Raw genomic sequence first — 16,984 nt, 5'->3', positions numbered from 1 at the left:
GTGAAGCACCAGCCTAAAAGAGATTTCCGGAAAACAATATGACGTTCATTTCCTTATGCCCCACAAGGCCTGATGTATCATGAAGGCCTTTCTCGATATCTTAAGCTTCGGGCCGGACGGCTGGGGCCATGTGCTGATGATGGCCGCAATGGTGAGCGTGTCGCTTGCTGTTTTGGGCTTTCTTCTTGGCGCAATCATCGGCGTGTTTGCAGCTTGGGCGAAGATTTCGGGTGGTCTCGCGCTGCGCGGTATTGCCGATGGTTACACGACAATCATCCGCGGTATTCCTGATCTGCTGGTGATCTATCTGTTTTATTTCGGTGGCAGTGCTGCTGTTACCGCGATAGGCCGGATGTTCGGCGCGCAAGGCTTTGTCGGCTTTCCGGCATTTCTTGCGGGTGTGCTGGCAATCGGCATTTCCTGTGGCGCGCATCATACGGAAGTGTTTCGCGGTGCATTCAGAGCGGTTTCCAAAGGCGAGCTTGAAGCAGCTTCCGCTTGCGGCATGGGACAAGCACTCAAGTTTCGCCGTATCATTGCACCCCTGGCACTGCGTCACGCTTTGCCGGGCCTCGGCAATGTCTGGCAGGTGGCACTCAAGGAATCTGCACTGATCTCTGTTGTCGGCGTGGTTGATATTCTGCGTCAGTCACAGATCGGTGCCGGCTCGACCGGCCTGCCGTTCAACTTCTATCTCATTGCCGGTGCGTTGTACCTGCTGATTTCATCGGTCTCAGGCACCATCCTGCAAAGAGCTGAACGCCACTTCTCGCGTGGCGTCAGGAGGGCAAAATGAACCTCGAATTTTATTCTGAAGCCTTCATGCAGATGTTGAGTGGCGTGCCACTCACGTTACAGCTCGCTGCAAGTTCGATCGTGTTTGGCGCAATTCTGGCACTGCTTTTTGCCATGATGCGTCTGTCGGGCATCACTGTCCTCGACTGGATCGCCCGTCTCTACGTGTTCGTGTTTCGCGGTACGCCGCTTCTGGTACAAATCTTCATCATCTATTACGGCCTGAGCCAGTTCCCGGTCATCCGCTACTCGTTCCTGTGGCCGATCCTGCGTGAACCTTACTGGTGTGCGATCATTGCGCTGACTTTGAATAACGCGGCTTACGCCAGCGAAATTATTCGTGGCGGCCTTCTGTCAGTACCAAGCGGTCAGATCGAAGCTGCTAAAGCCTGCGGCATGTCGCGTTTCACCTGCTTCCGCCGTATCGTTATGCCACTGGCGATCCGTCAGGCACTGCCCGGTTATGGCAATGAAATGATTTCCATGGTCAAGGCAACCTCGCTGGCCTCCATCATTACACTGATGGAAGTGACCGGCATCGCCGCCAAACTGATCGCGGAAACCTATCGTGCGATTGAGGTATTCGTCATTGCGGGTGCCATCTATCTCGCCATCAACTTCGTTCTGACGCGCGCACTGATGTTCGCGGAATACAAGCTGACGCCATATCTGCGTCAGCCCGTCGTCAAGATCACCACCGAAGGAAAAACATCGTGAGTAAAGTCGTATCTCCAAATGCCCCGGTGGCTCTGAAAGTCGAAAACCTGCGCAAGAGCTTCGGCGCGAATGAGGTGCTCAAGGGTATTTCACTTGAAGCACGTGAAGGCGAAGTGATCTCGATCCTCGGCTCTTCCGGTTCCGGCAAGTCAACCTTCCTGCGCTGCATCAATCTGTTGGAAATCCCGACTTCGGGCACTGTTACCGTCTCAGGCGAGACTATTCGCATGGCGAAGAATTCAAAGGGCGAAGCCTATCCGACAGACAAGAAGCAAGTCTCGCGCATTCGATCCGAGCTTGGCATGGTGTTCCAGAGCTTCAATCTCTGGTCCCACAAGACCATTCTCGAAAACATCATCGAAGCGCCGATCTATGTTCAGGGCCGTTCGCGCGCTGAATGCGTGGAAGAAGCGGAAGCACTTTTGGCCAAGGTCGGCATCGCAGACAAGCGTGACTTCTACCCTGCACATCTTTCCGGCGGTCAGCAGCAGCGCGCGGCAATTGCGCGTGCGCTCGCCATGAAGCCGAAAGTCATGCTTTTTGATGAACCAACATCGGCGCTCGACCCGGAACTGGTCGGCGAAGTGTTGCGCGTTATGCGCGGTCTGGCTGAAGAAGGTCGCACCATGTTGGTCGTAACCCATGAAATGGGTTTTGCACGTGATGTGTCCAATCGTGTGGTGTTTGTGCATCAGGGATTGGTCGAAGAAGACGGCGCGCCTGAAGAAGTGTTCGGAAATTCGAAATCCGAGCGTTTCCGCAAGTTTATCAGCCACGAAAATGCAGCCTGATTATTTCAAACACCGCTGATTTGTGCCACAAGGCGCGTCAGCAAATAACTGCGTAAGGTAATTCAAATGAAGACCCTGGGATTGTTCAAAGCCCTGTTCGTTTCTGCGCTGGTTCTCACGACCGCTTCTGCCCACGCAGAAGAAAAGAAGTGGACCAAGATCACTATCGCAACGGAAGGTGCTTTCCGTCCGTATAACTTCACCAAGCCAGATGGCACGCTGGATGGTTATGAAGTTGATCTCTACAAGGATCTCTGCACCCGCATGAAGGTCGAGTGCACCATGGTTGCACAGCCATTCGACGGCATCATTCCGGCACTCAATGCTGGCAAGTTCGATGCGATCATGGCTGGCCTGACCGCAACGCCAAAGCGTGAAGAAACCATCGATTTCACGGTTTCCTACGGCTTGACGCCACAGACCTTCGCAACGCTGAAGGATAGCCCGTTCGCCAAGCTGCCACACACCGGCGAGACGCTTTATCTTGCCAAGGATGAAGAAGCGAGCCAGAAGGCAATCGACGAGATCGCTGCCGAAATCAAGGGCCGCACGGTTGGTGTTCAGACCGCTTCGCTCGGCCTTTCGCTTCTCGACAAGTATTTCAAGGATTCAACCGATATCCGCGAATATAAGACCACAGACCAGCATGACCTTGACCTCAAGTCTGGTCGCGTCGATCTGATCGTTGCTTCGTTGGCCTATCTTAGCGATGCAGCCAAGAAGCCAGGCAATGAAGACATCGTCATGACCGGTCCTTACTTCAAGGGCGGCATTCTCGGACGTGGTGTTGCTGTTGGCATCCGTAAGAACGAACCTGAACTTCAGAAAATGTTCAACGAAGCCATCGAAGCAGCCAAGGCTGACGGCACGATCAAGAAGCTTTCCGAAAAGTGGTTCGGCTTCGACGTAACGCCGTAATCGCGACAGTTTTAGTCCGATTGAAACGCCGCCCATTGGGCGGCGTTTTTTTATGGCGGATAGCTTATAACGACGCCAAGCTTTTGAATTGATTTTATCTGTTATCCAACGCACAACCATTCAAAGGGTTCTGTATGCCTCTGGGCGTTGAGCAAAGAAAGAAGCTGCCGCATTGACTGACGATATTGCCCATACCGAGCTGATCGCTGTTTTGACCGCTGTCACAGGTGAGCAGCCGCGTGTCATGACTGTGCGTCAAGGGCAGGCTTTGCCGTCCGGTCCATTTGAGACGGAACACCGTTCATTGCAGGCTGGGTTGCGAGCCTGGGTGCAGACGGAAACCGCACATCCCGTCGGTTATCTGGAGCAGCTTTATACATTTGCCGATCGCGACCGTCACAGGCAGGGAGAACGCACAATTTCGATCAGTTATCTTGGCCTCGTGCGCGAGGACGATGTGGCTGGTCAGCAGGCCAGCTGGCGCGGCTGGTATGACTATCTGCCATGGGAGGACCATCGACAGGGTGTGCCGGAGGTTGTCGGCCATTTGAGCAATGGTCTGCGGGTCTGGTCACATCAGGCGGCATCTGCTGATCTGACGGCGCAGCGCTTGCGGCGCATTGCATTTTCGTTTGGACTGAATGGCGAGCGCTGGAATGAAGATCTTGTGCTTCAGCGCTATGAACTGCTCTATGAAGCCGGTCTGGTGAGCGAAGCCGGAAAGGGCGACGAAGAAAACGGTCGTCATATGTTTGCCGATCATCGCCGCATTCTTGCGACAGCCATCGCGCGGTTGCGGGCCAAGATCAAATATCGCCCCGTTGTTTTTGAATTGATGCCCGACAGTTTCACGCTTCTGCAGTTGCAGCGCACCGTTGAGGCATTGGCAGGATTGCGGCTGCATAAACAGAATTTCCGCCGTCTGATCGAACAGCAGGACCTCGTTGAAGAAACCGGTGAAAGCGACAGCGAAACCGGCGGTCGCCCGGCGAAACTGTTCCGTTTCCGCTATTCGATTGTTGAGGAACGCGCGCTTTCTGAGCGCCATCTCGCAGGAACAAAGCTCCCCATCTCTCGTGATTGACAATATACTCGAATCGAGTATAACTGCGCATCTATGAAATACTCATATTGAGTATAATCGGATATTCCGCAACAGCGGAATTTTATGCGCTGCTCGGGAGGCCGCCATGAATGAATTCGTTTCCGTATCAAAGCTTTATGATCGTGTGGCGTCGGTGCTGCCCAAAGCCGAATGGATGGGTTTCGAAGACGATGTCGCGGCAATCCTGGAGCTGAAGCGCAAGCGCAACGCGGTTATTCTCGCGCACAATTACCAGACTCCTGAAATCTTTCACTGCGTCGCGGATATTGTTGGAGACAGTCTCGCACTCGCTCGCAAGGCGATTGATGTTGAAGCTGATGTGATTGTGCTAGCCGGCGTCCATTTTATGGCCGAGACGGCCAAGCTGCTAAACCCCAAAAAGACTGTGCTGATCCCCGATATGGCCGCGGGTTGCTCGCTTGCGGATTCGATCACACCGCAAGATGTAGCACTTCTGCGCGAGGCGCATCCGGGCGTGCCAATCATCACCTATGTCAATACCTCGGCTGCGGTTAAGGCAGCGTCTGATATTTGCTGCACATCGGGCAATGCGAAAAAAGTGGTCGAGTCGCTTGGCGTACCGCGTGTGCTGATGATCCCCGACGAATATCTCGCGCAGAACATTGCGCGTGAAACCCATGTTGAAATTCTCGCTTGGCACGGCCATTGCGAGGTGCATGAGCGCTTCACCCCTGATGATATCCGACAGTTGCGTGAAAACCATCCCGGCGTGATGGTTTTGGCGCATCCTGAATGCCCGCCGGAAGTGGTAGAAGCTGCGGATTTTGCTGGGTCAACGGCTGTCATGTCTGACTTTGTCGGTGAGAAGAAGCCGCAACGTGTGGTTCTGCTTACTGAATGTTCGATGAGCGACAATGTTGCCGTCGATCATCCCGAGGTCGAATTCATCCGGCCTTGCAATCTCTGCCCACACATGAAGCGGATCACGCTTGCCAATATTCGGCAGGCGCTTGAAGAAAATCGCCATGAAGTGACAGTTGATCCTGCTATTGCCGAGCCTGCACGCTGCGCGGTCGAACGGATGCTTGCAGTATGAGCGCCACTCCTGTGATTGTTATCGGCAGTGGTCTCGCAGGATTGATGACGGCGCTGACCCTTGCGCCGCAACCTGTGATGCTGGTGACCGCGGGAACCTTTGCGTTCGATGGCTCAAGCCCTCTGGCGCAAGGCGGTATCGCAGCAAGCCTTGGTGACGATGATAGCGCAGCTCTGCATCTGGCGGATACGCTGGCAGCGGGTGCTGGTCTTTGCGACGCCGCAGTTGTAAAAGACATAATTGACGCTGCTCCCGAAGCGATTGCAGCGCTTGAACATTATGGCGTTCGCTTTGATCGAAAATCGGATGGATCTTATGCGCTTGGCCTTGAGGCAGCACACAGCCGACAACGCATCGTCCATGTTGATGGCGATGCGACGGGCGCAGGCATTATGCGCGTGCTTGCCGCTAAAGTGGGCGCCACCCCATCGATAACAATTAAAGAAAATACCCGCGCGCTGCGGCTTATCAAGCAAGATGGGCGCATCGCGGGTGTTGATCTCGAAGGCTTTGGGCCCGTTGCGGGCTGTGCTGTAGTGCTCGCAACAGGCGGTGCCGGTGGGCTTTATGAAGCGACCACCACGCCGCTTGGCAATCTCGGTCAAGGGGCAGCACTAGCCGGGCGTGCTGGTGCAGTGCTTGCCGATATGGAGTTTGTGCAGTTTCATCCGACCGCATTGGCGGTGTCCGCATCGCGCTTGCCACTGATCAGCGAGGCTGTGCGTGGTGAAGGGGCGATACTTGTCAATGATCGCGGCGAGCGCTTCATGCAGGATATTCCGGGACAGGAGCTGGCTGCGCGTGATGTGGTTGCGCGGGCAATTGGGCAGCAACTAGCGCAAGGTTGCAAAGTGTTTCTCGATGCACGCGCATCATTGGACAAAGGCTTTGCAACGCGGTTTCCCGGCATTGATGCGCTGTGCAAACAATACGGCATCAATCCGTCTTGCGACGTGATGCCGGTTCGGCCTGCCACCCATTACCATATGGGCGGTGTGGCAACTGATAGCGATGGCCGCACCAGCCTTGCGGGGCTTTGGGCTGTGGGTGAAGCCGCCTGCACCGGACTGCATGGGGCAAATCGTCTGGCGAGCAATTCGCTTTTAGAAGCTGCCGTCATGGGCCTTCGAGCAGGCCGCGCTATTGCAACTATGCTGCATGCTGCCACGCTGCCGCTTGTTTCGAAAGCCAAGTGCCCATCTTCCAGTCTGCCTTATGTGCGATCGATTGCTTCCCGGCATTTGGGTTTGTTGCGCGATGACGACGGCTTACGTTCGGCGATTACAGCACTTCTGCCACTCGCACAGACGGATGACGCGGCTGCTGTAGCACTCATTATGAGTGTCGCAGCATTTGAGCGGCGCGAGTCGCGCGGCAGTCATGCCCGAACAGATTATCCTGAGAAAAGCGCGCAACCGGAGCGCAGCTATTACACATTCGAGCAGGCTTTTTTGCTTGCACGCAAAATCGCTCTGGCTGAGCCTTTATCGAGGATCGCATGATGGATCTACCACGCCTTTCACCTTTGCTCATCGAACCGCTGGTGCGGGCCACACTTCTTGAAGACCTCGGACTTGCGGGCGACATCACCAGCAATGCGGTTGTGCCATCAGGTCATCACTCGACCATGGTGTTCAGCCTGCGTCAGCCCGGTGCCATTGCCGGCCTGGACGTTGCCGAAATGGCGTTTCGGCTTGTTGATCCTTCGGTTGCCTTTAAGCGAATGGTCAATGACGGCGATTTTCTGGCAGCAGGCACGACGCTCGCTCGCGTGTCTGGCTCGTCGCGCAGCATTCTTGCAGCCGAACGAACCGCGCTGAATTTCCTCGGCCATATGTCGGGTGTTGCCACTGCAACGGCCAATCTGGTCAAAGCCGCTCAGGGCACGAAAGCTGCAATCGTATGTACGCGCAAAACTATGCCGGGCCTGCGAGCCTTGCAGAAATATGCTGTTCGGGCAGGCGGTGGCATGAACCATCGCTTCGCGCTTTATGATGCGGTGCTTATCAAAGACAATCATATCGCAGTTGCAGGCGGCGTTGGTGAAGCCATCCAGCGCGCCAAAGCGAATGCCGGGCATATGGTCAAAATTGAAATTGAGGTCGATACACTCGAACAACTGTATGAAGCAATGGCAATTGGCGTCGATGCAGTCCTGCTCGATAATATGTCGCCCGCGCAATTGCGCGAAGCGGTGAAAATCATCGGCGGTCGTGCGATTGCTGAAGCCTCAGGTGGTATTACCCCGGATACGGTTGCAACTGTGGCCGCAAGTGGCGTCGATCTTATTTCGGTTGGCTGGACGACACACAGTGCGCCCAACCTCGATATCGGCCTCGACTTCAGCTTCGCCTGATAGCTATTCGCTCAGGTGGTGAGCGAACGTGTTGCCGGTATAGTCAGATCGCAAAAGCCCCGCTTCGCTCAACCTCGGCATCAACTCGTCAAGTGCCATATGCATTGACGATGTCGAGCCGCCGGGTGCGGTGATGAAGCCGTCAATCGCTCCAGCTTCAGACCATTGGCGGATTTGCGCAACCGCATCATCGACCGTTCCGATGATCTGCCAGTGCGCGGCACTGATAACTTCCGGTCGGCGGAGCAAATCATCAAGGTGGAGCGTCTCTTTTTGCAGAAGGCGTTGGAGCAATCCGGCGTGGGTTTTGCTGCGCACTTTTTCCGGTGGCGGCGGTAAGTCGGACGGGCGGATCAATCGATCTTCCGGCCAGTCTGTGAGATCAAGACCAGTCATATCTCGAATATAGGCAATCTTGCGGGTGCGGTCGCCACGCGCATGGGTATAGGAAAACAGCTCTTCAGCTTCCTTGCGTGTAGGCGCGAGATAGAGGCTGAGGCCGGGTAGCAGGCGCACATCATCTGCATTGCGGCCATGGGATTGTGCAAGGGAACGCAAATCTTTGCGCAGATTGATGGCCACGTCGATGTCAGGCGTTGCGGAAAAGATTGCATCGGCCACCGAGGCCGCGAAGCTGCGACCGGCAGGTGAGGCGCCAGCCTGAACAAGCGGGATTGGCACATTCTCAATAGAAGGAATGTTGAGCGGTCCTTTGACTTTGAAGAAATCGCCCTCGTGATTGATCGGCTGAATACGCGCCGTGTCTGCATAGTTTCCGCTAGCCCGGTCGCGCTTGAGGGCCGAACCGGGAAAGCTTTCCCACAAGGCGCGTACGACTTCGGTAAATTCTGCCGCTTTCGCATAGCGCTCGTTGGATGTCGGCATCTCATCAAGGCCGAAATTTACATTGCCATCAAGTGCTGTGACGATGTTCCAGCCTGCGCGCCCATTGCTCAGATGATGCAACGATGAAACCTGCCGTGCCACCGCATATGGCGGCATGAAGGTGGTCGAAATGGTCGTAAGCAACCCGATCTTTGACGTTTCGCGGGCAAGTGTTCCCATCAGCAAAGTCGCGTCCAGACTGGCAAAGCCGGGCGTTGTCTCCATGATCGGACTGTTGAGAAACAGACTGTCAGGTCGAAACACGAAGTCGAGTTTGGCAGCTTCCGCACGTTTGGCAATATCGAGATAAAAGTCTGATCCGAAGACACCTTCAATATCGCTGTTTGTATGTCGCCAGCCGTCACCACTTAGCCAGGTGGGAGCGAGTGACATGCCGATATGGAGCGTCTTGCGAGAAGCCATGATCAATTTCCGTCAGTTTTTAAGCCAAAAACCGCGAGCAAAAAGCCCACGGTTTGATTGATTGAAGTATTTGCGCCAAACGTGCGAAGCGGTTCCAACGATTCAATCTTCACTGGAGCCGCTCTAAAGCAAGAGCTCAGAAGCTGCCCTTGATGCCTATGCCGAAAGTGCGTGGCATTGTCATGCTGGCTTGCGTCGTTGCTCCGCTGATGCCGCGCGTTGCTTGCAGAGACGTTGGCGCACGTTCGTTGAAGATGTTCTTCACAAAGCCATAGAGCTGGAACTTCTCAGTGAAATCATAGCTCATGCGGGCATCGGCAATCGTATAGGCCCCGACCCAGTAAGCCTTCGTGTTCGCAACATCTGAATAATAACCGTCTGTATGGCGGACATTGCCAGAAACATTGAATTTTTCGGTCACATCCCAGCTCGCGCCGAAGCTCAGCATATAGCCGGGAGACTTTGCGAATTCATTGTCTTCATACGAAGCATTGCTGGAAATCTCATCGATCTTGGTGCGCAAAATGCCCGCACTCGATTTGAGCGTCAGATTGTCGAGCACTCGATAGTCTGCACCAATTTCAAGGCCATAGGCGTGCGCTTTTTCGGCATTGATGGTGTAGGACTGGACGATGTTATTCGGCAGGACAACTGGAATGTTATACTGCGCATTTTTCATGTCCATGTAGAACACGTTGGCGTTCAGAACGAGCTTGTTATCCAGCACTTCAGCACGCGTGAACAACTCATAGTTCCACAAAGTTTCTTCGTCGAATTTGTTCCACTTGCTCGATGCAGGGTTGGTCGTGTTCATATAGAGCGACACGCCGCCGGGATTATATCCGCGGCTCACCAGTCCGCCAACTGTCAGATCGGGCGTGATAGCGTAGGCCAGCGAGACTTTTGGTAGGAACGCCGAGAAGGTTTCGTCGAAGTTGACTGGCACATACGAATAGACGGAAACACCATCACGCTGAATGTTATCCTGCTGGTAGCGCATACCCCCGGTCAGGGTCCATTGATCATTCATGCGCCAGCTTAACTCACCGAACAGGCCGAGATTTGTCTTCTTGTCGTCGAATGTCGAGAGATAATTATTGGCGGTTTTATTGCTCGCGTTCAGCAGATAAAGCGCTTCGTCCGTTTTGGTGTGAGCGTAATAGATGCCTGCTACGCCGCTGATGACATCTTCCTGGTCGCCATAGGTAATGCGAGCTTCATTGGAAATATTGGTCTGATCGATATTGGCATCGCCACCGTTTACAATACCTGTCGAGCGTTCGACGCTGGAGTCGGAAAATTGCGTCTGGTTAAAGAACTTAAATCCATTATCGAAATCATAGCTGACGTCCAGAATGCCGGTATTGGTACGCTGATCCCATGTCGGCATACTCTGGCCGTTATAATCCAGCTCATAATAAAGAGGCGTGGCTGCCTCGTAGGTCGGGCGATTGCTCTTGTTGAAAGAGTAGGTGAGCTTTGCTTCAAGGCCGGGGATTTCGGCAGGTTGCCACAGAAGCTTTGAACGGATGTTCAGCGACTGGAAATCGTGATCAGTGCCCGACGAGTAGAAGCCTGGATTGATATAGTCGATGAAAGTATCGCGACCGGAATAATCAATCGCGAGACGGCCAGCAATCTCGTCTTTATAAAGCGGGGTATTGAGCATGATCGATGTGCGCTTGGCATTGTAATTGCCAATCTCGACCTGATAAGCGCCCTCCTGCTCGAATGTCGGGTCCTTGGTGTTGACGACAATCGCACCGGCGATTGCATTCGCACCCTGCGATGTGGTTTGCGGGCCACGGAAGACTTCGATGCTGTCGACGTCCCAGATGGGGGCAGAGCCAAAAATGAACTCATTATAGTTCAGATAATGGCCGTCGAGATTGATCGTCGCGCGGGGGACGGTGCCCGAAAAGAAGGCCGTTGCACCATTGTTTGGGCCTTGGCTGTCCTGACCTCGAATAACGGGTGCACCGACTGTATCGGAGTAAACGACGTTGGGGGTTCCGCGTACCACTTCCGCTACCGAAGAATCACCGGTTTTTTCCCGAGCAATTTCCTTGGCGGTAATCACGGTGACAGACGATGCGGTGTTTTTGATATCACGCGCGACTTTTTCACCGGTAATGACCAACGTATCGAGCACCAATGTTTTGGATTCGCCTGAAGGCTGCGCATCCTGCGCAAGGGCAGGAGATCCAGCAAGTGCCGCAAGCGTCAACGCGCTGACACTATAGAAAAAGCCACGGGTAGAACGGATATTCATAGGTCGCCCCAAACATGAGTGTGTAAGTCATGTTCTGTTATCGCTATGATTTGGATTCCGCAATAAGGAATGCGTACCGCAATACAGTATGAGTGCAAGCTGATTATCGATGTTGCACATTAGCAACGCATGGGCCACATGGCGCGCGCGAAGCACAGAGTTGTGACGCCCGTTCATGGAAATAGGTTTCATGCCAGACATGACTTTGTGTGAGCTTGACGCTAAACATCGCTCAAAGCGGAACAGAATGATCGAATGGTTTTTATAATCTGGAACCATTCTGACGGGAGGCGGAGCATTTGAAAGAACAGGATGGGTTTCCGGCTGATGAGGCTGAGGCTGCGGGAGATAAACGTTCCGGCACGATTCAGTCGGTATCAATTGCAGCACGGTTTCTGAAAATTCTGGCCAATGCCGAAAACGAGCTTCCATTGGGTGAAGTTGCGAAGCGGGCAGGAACAGGCGGATCGACAGCGCATCGCTATATGCAAAGTCTCGTGAAGGAAGGGCTTGCGAAGCAGGACCCCGTCAGCGGATTTTACGATCTCGGACCAACCGCACTTAGCATCGGCATAGGCGCGCTGAAGCGTGTCGATGCGGTGGAAATCGCAGCGCAGCATATGAAAGCTCTGGCGCAGCGTCATGCCATGAGCGGCGGCGTGGCGATCTGGACGGATAGAGGTCCAACTTTGGTGCGATGGTATCGCAGCGCCTATTTTTCGGTAAACCCACTGGCGCTTGGCGATACGCTGCCGGTCGATAATACGGCCTGTGGTCTGGTTTTTCAGTCTTTCCTGCCGAAAAGCAGCATTGATGCAGTTCGCAAGGTTCAGCCTGCCAATTTTCGTGGCACGCCGCCGACCAAAGCGCTTCTCGATAAGGTGCGTGGCGACCGCTGGTCGGAGATGACGAGCCATCTTTTGTCGAATGTTACCGGGCAGGCATCGCCTGTGCTGGATGCTCAGGGCGAAATCGTCTGCGTCATGACGACGGTCGCTGATCTTGGCCAGCTTCGCACTGATGAAGAACGCAGAGCGCTTTTTCATGAAGCCTGCATAGTCAATCAATCCACAGGCGGCCTGATTGTCGATACACAGCTTGAAATGCCGGAAAGCTAGAGCATTTCCTGTTTAAACTGAATCATTAGAAAGGCTCTAGCTCTTTGCTTTTACGCGCATTTTCTCCCGAAAACCGGTTCCCACTTTTCGGGATGCGCACTAGGCCGCGCTGCTCTTCGGAACGATGAGTGGCGTACCGGAAACCGGGTCTGGGATGATGATGGAGGTAAGGCCAAATACGTCTTCGACCAGTTTTTCCGTGACGATATCGGCAGGTCTGCCCTGGGCAATCAAGGCGCCATCGCGCATTGCGATCAGATGCGAGGCATAGCGGCAGGCATGATTGAGTTCATGCAAAACAGCGACGACTATTCGTCCCTGCTTGTTAAGCTGTGCTAGAAGATCAAGCAATTCGATCTGATGCGCGATATCGAGATAGGTCGTTGGTTCATCGAGAAGCAGGATCGGCGTGTTTTGCGCCAGCGCCAAAGCGATCCAGACGCGCTGGCGCTGTCCGCCTGAAAGTTCATCTACAGGCCGGTCTGCAAGTTCGGTGATCTTGGTCGCTTCCATGGCCTGCGCCACGGCCACTTCATCAGCTTCGGACCATTGCCGCAAGAAGGATTGATGTGGGTAACGGCCACGCGCAACGAGATCGGCAACCGTAATCCCTTCCGGTGCAATCGAGCTTTGTGGCAGCAGGCCGAGCCGGCGCGCTGTTTCCTTCGCGGGTAGGCTTGAAATGTCACCACCATCCAGAATGATCTTCCCGGACGTTGGTTTTAACAGCCGCGATAAAGCCCGGAGTAGTGTTGATTTTCCACACGCATTCGGCCCGACAATAACCGTGAAGGATGCATCAGGAATAGCCACGGACAAGTCGGTCGCGACTGTTCTCTCATCATATTTCAACGTCACGGTATCAGCGTGAAGGCGATGCATCATTTGCTTTGGGTCCAGTGGCAAGTCAGTGGAAATCGTCGGTGTGCGGCAAGTGATCTGTATTGCATTGCAGAATGCGTTCTGCAATATGGAGTGGAATAATCATATTTTAGCAGAGTGCTTTCACTTTGCCAGAACCGCAGAAAAACGATCTCAGGTAAGGGTCGACCGTGAAATCCTGGAAAATCCTCTTTTCATTCCTGATTATGCTTGCAGCCTTCGCGTTGCCTTTTAAGGTCGCACAGGCACAAGATGATCAATGGCCCCGCACGATCAGGCACTATTCTGGCGAGCTGATGCTAAAGTCAAAGCCTGTGCGGATTGTCTCGACCGCTCCAAGCCTCACCGGAATTCTGCTTGCGATCAATGCGCCGGTTATCGCAAGCACAGCGACCACACCCAGCATGTTGACCGACGACAAGGGCTTTTTCTCGCAATGGGCAAAGGTCGCGGATGAACGCGGTGTTGAGGTGCTCTATTCCAACCTCGATTTCGATATTGAAGCAATTATTGCACTGGAGCCAGATCTTGTCGTGGCATCAGCGACGGGCGCCGACAGTGTTCTTCAGCATTATCCTGAGCTGAAAGCGCAGGGCATTCCAACGATGGTCGTGAATTATTCCAATCAAAGCTGGCAGGATATTGCAGCCGAGTTTGGCAAGGCTACCGGCCTGGAAGACGAGGTTGTGGCAGCGGTTGCGCGCTTTGATGATTATGCAGCCAAAGCGGCCGCCACCATAACGCGCTCCGATGCACCCGTCAGCATTGTCGGTTATAATATCGGCAACAGCTATTCGATTGGTAAGGCAACAAGTGCGCAGGGGCAATTGCTTGAAGCGCTTGGTTTCAAGGTCGATGGGTTGCCTGAAGCGCTGGCAAAGCAGGTGACGCGCAGTTCCGATTTTGATTTCATTTCTCACGAGAACCTGTCCGCAGCTATCACCGGCAAAACCGTGTTTTTGCTGCGCGGCGTCGATGCTGATGTAACAGCCTTTTTGAATGATCCGGTTCTGGCAAATCTACCTGCTGTCAAAGAGAAACAGGTTTACCCATTGGGTGCCACGTCTTTTCGGATTGACTATTATTCAGGGATTCAGCTGATTGATATTGTCGCCGCGCATTTTCGTAAATGACGTCTGATCCGACTTCACTTTCTGATCGAAGCCGGGCTTTGCGCGTCTCGTTACGCCAGCGGCGAACGTGGGGTCTTTGTGCCGGTCTGCTTGTGCTTGGCATAGCGGTTCTCGCCAGCCTTGCGCTTGGCTCCAGGTCAATACCTCTTGGCGATACATTGCAGGCTTTGTGGTCGCCGGATATCCAAAACGACCAGCACCTGATTATTCGCGAGTTGCGTATCCCGCGCACAATTGTTGCTATCCTCGCGGGCCTTGCCTTGGGTGTCGCTGGCGCGGTGATGCAGGCGGTCACGCGCAATCCTTTGGCAGAACCGGGACTGCTTGGCATTAATGCGGGTGCGGCGGTCGCCGTCATCCTTGGTATTGTTGCCTTCAATCTGACATCGATGGTGCAATATGTCTGGTTTGCGTTTCTTGGCGCAGGTCTTGCAGGGGGTGCCGTGTTTATTCTGGGGCGAAGCAACGGAACCGGCACCAATCCGGTGAGGCTGGTTCTTGCGGGTGCTGGCGTATCCGTAGTCCTCGCATCCGTTACTGGGATCATCATTATCAATGCGCCATTGGCCGTTTTTGATCAGTTTCGCCACTGGTCTGCCGGTTCGGTCGAGGGCAGAGGCTATGATGTGATTGCAGTCCTGGCCATTTCCGTTGTGCTTGGATTGATCATTGCCTTTTCCATAGCAGGCAAACTGAATGCGATCGCTTTGGGCAAGGAGCTGGGAGCCGCACTTGGTGTCAATGTCTATTCAACGTGGCTGCTATCCTGCCTGACTGTGATGCTTCTGGCAGGTGCTGCCACTGCTGGAGCCGGGCCGATAGGTTTTGTCGGTCTTGTCGCGCCGCATCTCGCACGTGCAATCGTTGGACCGAACTATCGTTGGATTTTGCCTTACGCGGCGTTGTTTGCAGCCATTCTTTTGCTTGGTGCGGATATCATCGGACGAGTAATTGCAGCCCCTTCAGAAGTGGCGGCGGGCATCGTTTCAATGCTGATCGGTGGACCGTTCTTTATTTTCGTCGTTCGTAGATTCAGGTTGTCCAAGCTATGAGGGACGTGAAGAAATCTGTTTTGCGCATTGGCAGCTTCTCTATTCAGTGGCGGAAGAGGGCACTTATTGTCTGCGGCCTGCTACTGCTTACCGCTCTGGTACTTGGCATCCTGCATATTGGCACAGGCACAATGTCTTTCACGCCAGCCGAGATCGTCAAAAGTCTTGTGGGTGAAGGTGCCAGTCCGACAGTCGACCGTATCATCATGCGTGTGCGTCTTCCGCGTCTTGTGACCGCACTTTTTGTAGGTGCATCGTTGGGAATGGCCGGATCGATTTTTCAGTCGATATCGCGTAATGCACTCGGATCACCGGATATTATCGGTTTCACGACTGGGGCTGCGACAGGCGCAATCGTTCAGATCATCCTGTTCAATGCAGGCCCTTTTGAGACGGCCTTGGCCGCAGTTTTGTCGGGCATAGGCACAGCGCTTATTGTGTTTCTGATGTCAATGAAGGGGCGCACGACGGGCGGCTACAGGCTTATTCTGGTGGGCATTGGAATCGGAGCGGTGCTCTCGGGCATCAATACGGTTTTGTTGGTGGTGGGTGATTTGGATCAGGCGGCTTCCGCACAGCTCTGGCTGGCCGGATCGCTGAATACGAGAACGTGGTCGCATGCGATCCCGGCTATTCTGGGCTTTGTCGTCGTTGTACCGATTGCGATCTATCATGCGCAGCGCATTAACCTGCTGGAAATGGGTGACGACGCTGCGAGCCAGCTCGGCGTTCGGGTCGAAACCACCCGTCTGATTATGGTTCTGGCGGCGGTTGGACTGACATCGGTTGCGACGGCCGCCGCCGGACCAATTGCCTTTATCGCACTTGCTGCTCCGCAACTTGTGCGACGCTTGACCCGCTCATCGGCAGTGCCTTTGCTTGCCGGCGCTTTGATGGGCGCGGTTCTGCTTGTGGGAGCCGATCTCGTCAGCCAGCACTTTCCGTTCAATGTAAAAATGCCGATCGGACTGACAACAGGTTTGTTGGGCGGCGTGTATCTTCTCTGGGTGCTCGCGCGTAATCGCCGGATTTCCTGAGAACATATCTTGCAGCTGAATTGCCACTGATCAGGAATCAATAGAAATGCACTTCACGTGCAGGCTGAACTGCTCGATCATGCTTATCTTTATGATTTTTGGAAAGATCTGATCGGAAAACTGGAGCGGGCGAAGGGATTCGAACCCTCGACCCCAACCTTGGCAAGGTTGTGCTCTACCCCTGAGCTACACCCGCTCGCGCCAGTCATTTCCGTCAGGCAGGCGCTATATGGACTAACGACTTTGAGATTGCAACAGGGAAATTAGCGGAAAATGCTGTTTGTTGCGAAGAAACTACCGAATTCGATCTAATTAATTGAAATTATTATATTTATTTTCCTTTGAGGAGTTGTTGATCAAGTGCCGACGGGTAGACGGAGTGCAGCTTATGCGCTTTCTATTGGGCGACATCCACACTGGAGCGCAAGAGATTCTAGATTCTG

At 53.9% G+C, this 16,984-nt stretch carries 15 protein-coding genes and 1 tRNA gene; 12 read left to right on the top strand and 4 right to left on the bottom strand.

Annotated elements, in window-relative coordinates:
* Window positions 1-79 precede the first annotated feature (79 nt).
* From QBD00_RS11885 to nadC, 8 genes are all read left to right on the top strand, one after another.
* A complete protein-coding gene (locus tag QBD00_RS11885; protein WP_151091135.1) occupies window positions 80-796 on the top strand; it encodes an ABC transporter permease in 717 nt (238 codons plus the stop codon).
* A complete protein-coding gene (locus QBD00_RS11880) occupies window positions 793-1,512 on the top strand; it encodes an ABC transporter permease (RefSeq protein WP_151091134.1) in 720 nt (239 codons plus the stop codon). Before QBD00_RS11885 ends, QBD00_RS11880 begins: the two co-directional genes overlap by 4 nt.
* On the top strand, window positions 1,509-2,303 hold the full coding sequence (locus QBD00_RS11875) for an ABC transporter ATP-binding protein (protein WP_151091133.1): 795 nt from the start codon (window positions 1,509-1,511) through the stop codon (window positions 2,301-2,303). Before QBD00_RS11880 ends, QBD00_RS11875 begins: the two co-directional genes overlap by 4 nt.
* Before the next feature lie 66 nt (window positions 2,304-2,369).
* A complete protein-coding gene (locus tag QBD00_RS11870; protein WP_151091132.1) occupies window positions 2,370-3,221 on the top strand; it encodes a transporter substrate-binding domain-containing protein in 852 nt (283 codons plus the stop codon).
* A 172-nt stretch (window positions 3,222-3,393) separates the two neighbouring features.
* Window positions 3,394-4,305 carry an NUDIX hydrolase gene (locus tag QBD00_RS11865; protein WP_264231592.1) on the top strand — a complete coding sequence of 304 codons (912 nt, stop codon included), beginning with the start codon at window positions 3,394-3,396 and terminating at the stop codon, window positions 4,303-4,305.
* A 106-nt stretch (window positions 4,306-4,411) separates the two neighbouring features.
* Window positions 4,412-5,383 carry a quinolinate synthase NadA gene (gene nadA / locus QBD00_RS11860; RefSeq protein ID WP_318579581.1) on the top strand — a complete coding sequence of 324 codons (972 nt, stop codon included), beginning with the start codon at window positions 4,412-4,414 and terminating at the stop codon, window positions 5,381-5,383.
* Window positions 5,380-6,885, top strand: coding sequence for an L-aspartate oxidase (locus tag QBD00_RS11855; RefSeq protein WP_318579580.1), 1,506 nt, complete (start codon window positions 5,380-5,382; stop codon window positions 6,883-6,885). Before nadA ends, QBD00_RS11855 begins: the two co-directional genes overlap by 4 nt.
* Window positions 6,885-7,739, top strand: a complete 855-nt coding sequence (gene nadC / locus QBD00_RS11850) for a carboxylating nicotinate-nucleotide diphosphorylase (RefSeq protein ID WP_318579665.1) — start codon at window positions 6,885-6,887, stop codon at window positions 7,737-7,739. The genes QBD00_RS11855 and nadC overlap by 1 nt, the downstream gene beginning before the upstream one ends.
* A gap of 3 nt (window positions 7,740-7,742) precedes the next feature.
* Here nadC and QBD00_RS11845 read toward each other — a convergent pair whose 3' ends face one another.
* Together QBD00_RS11845 and QBD00_RS11840 are read right to left on the bottom strand one after the other, a co-directional pair.
* Complete coding sequence (locus QBD00_RS11845; protein WP_318579579.1) at window positions 7,743-9,047, bottom strand: NtaA/DmoA family FMN-dependent monooxygenase; 1,305 nt, start codon at window positions 9,045-9,047, stop codon at window positions 7,743-7,745.
* Window positions 9,048-9,183: 136 nt separating this feature from the next.
* A complete protein-coding gene (locus tag QBD00_RS11840) occupies window positions 9,184-11,319 on the bottom strand; it encodes a TonB-dependent receptor (RefSeq protein WP_264231595.1) in 2,136 nt (711 codons plus the stop codon).
* A 299-nt stretch (window positions 11,320-11,618) separates the two neighbouring features.
* Between QBD00_RS11840 and QBD00_RS11835 the strand changes: the two genes are divergently transcribed.
* The gene (locus tag QBD00_RS11835; RefSeq protein ID WP_318579578.1) at window positions 11,619-12,437 is read left to right on the top strand and encodes an IclR family transcriptional regulator; all 819 of its coding nucleotides are present in this window, start codon (window positions 11,619-11,621) and stop codon (window positions 12,435-12,437) included.
* Window positions 12,438-12,536: 99 nt separating this feature from the next.
* Here the strand turns inward: QBD00_RS11835 and QBD00_RS11830 are convergent, their stop codons facing one another.
* On the bottom strand, window positions 12,537-13,322 hold the full coding sequence (locus QBD00_RS11830) for an ABC transporter ATP-binding protein (RefSeq protein ID WP_318579577.1): 786 nt from the start codon (window positions 13,320-13,322) through the stop codon (window positions 12,537-12,539).
* A gap of 167 nt (window positions 13,323-13,489) precedes the next feature.
* On the opposite strand from QBD00_RS11830, the gene fepB reads away from it, so the two are divergent.
* Genes fepB through QBD00_RS11815 form a run of 3 tightly spaced genes read left to right on the top strand, consistent with a single transcriptional unit; the run spans window position 13,490 to window position 16,541 of the window.
* Window positions 13,490-14,452, top strand: coding sequence for a Fe2+-enterobactin ABC transporter substrate-binding protein (gene fepB, locus QBD00_RS11825; RefSeq protein ID WP_318579576.1), 963 nt, complete (start codon window positions 13,490-13,492; stop codon window positions 14,450-14,452).
* Window positions 14,449-15,504, top strand: a complete 1,056-nt coding sequence (locus tag QBD00_RS11820) for an iron ABC transporter permease (protein ID WP_318579575.1) — start codon at window positions 14,449-14,451, stop codon at window positions 15,502-15,504. The genes fepB and QBD00_RS11820 overlap by 4 nt, the downstream gene beginning before the upstream one ends.
* On the top strand, window positions 15,501-16,541 hold the full coding sequence (locus QBD00_RS11815; protein WP_412535014.1) for a FecCD family ABC transporter permease: 1,041 nt from the start codon (window positions 15,501-15,503) through the stop codon (window positions 16,539-16,541). The genes QBD00_RS11820 and QBD00_RS11815 overlap by 4 nt, the downstream gene beginning before the upstream one ends.
* A gap of 121 nt (window positions 16,542-16,662) precedes the next feature.
* On the opposite strand, the gene QBD00_RS11810 is transcribed toward QBD00_RS11815, so the two are convergent.
* Window positions 16,663-16,737 (bottom strand) — tRNA-Gly (locus QBD00_RS11810).
* Window positions 16,738-16,984 lie beyond the last annotated feature (247 nt).

The organism is Ochrobactrum sp. AN78, assembly GCF_029909885.1.
In the GTDB taxonomy this organism is placed as follows: Bacteria; Pseudomonadota; Alphaproteobacteria; order Rhizobiales; family Rhizobiaceae; genus Brucella; species Brucella quorumnocens.
The sequence above is the reverse complement of the archived record's forward strand: the minus strand, read 5'-3'. Positions and strand labels throughout refer to the sequence as shown.